The sequence below is a fragment of the Denitromonas iodatirespirans genome (assembly GCF_018524365.1).
Lineage (GTDB): Bacteria > Pseudomonadota > Gammaproteobacteria > Burkholderiales > Rhodocyclaceae > Nitrogeniibacter > Nitrogeniibacter iodatirespirans.
Genome location: NZ_JAEKFT010000170.1, coordinates 1 through 255, shown reverse-complemented (window position 1 = coordinate 255; position 255 = coordinate 1). Strand labels below are relative to the sequence as shown.

1 protein-coding gene is annotated in these 255 nt (G+C 68.6%); it reads right to left on the bottom strand.

Features of this window, described 5'->3' with window-relative positions; all coding sequences use genetic code 11:
- A partial coding sequence (locus I8J34_RS24430; protein ID WP_214364219.1) for an AMP-binding protein occupies positions 1-255 on the bottom strand: 255 nt, incomplete at both ends.

Below are 255 nucleotides of genomic sequence, written 5' to 3'. Positions count from 1 at the left end.
CACCCCCTTGGGCTGGCCCGTCGAGCCGGAGGTGTAGATCACGTAGGCAAGGTGGCGCGACGTTAGCGACGGGACGAAGGGGTTGCTGTCAGCCTGCTCGGCCCAGTCGGGCGCATCGCCTTCGAGGGCGATGATTCTCACCGTGTCGCTGCCGCGGGCCGCGGCGATGCTCAGTGCCGCTTGCACTTGGACACCCACCCGCGCGTGGGTGAGCAGCACACTGGGGGTGCTGTCCGCGAGCATGTAGTCGAGCCG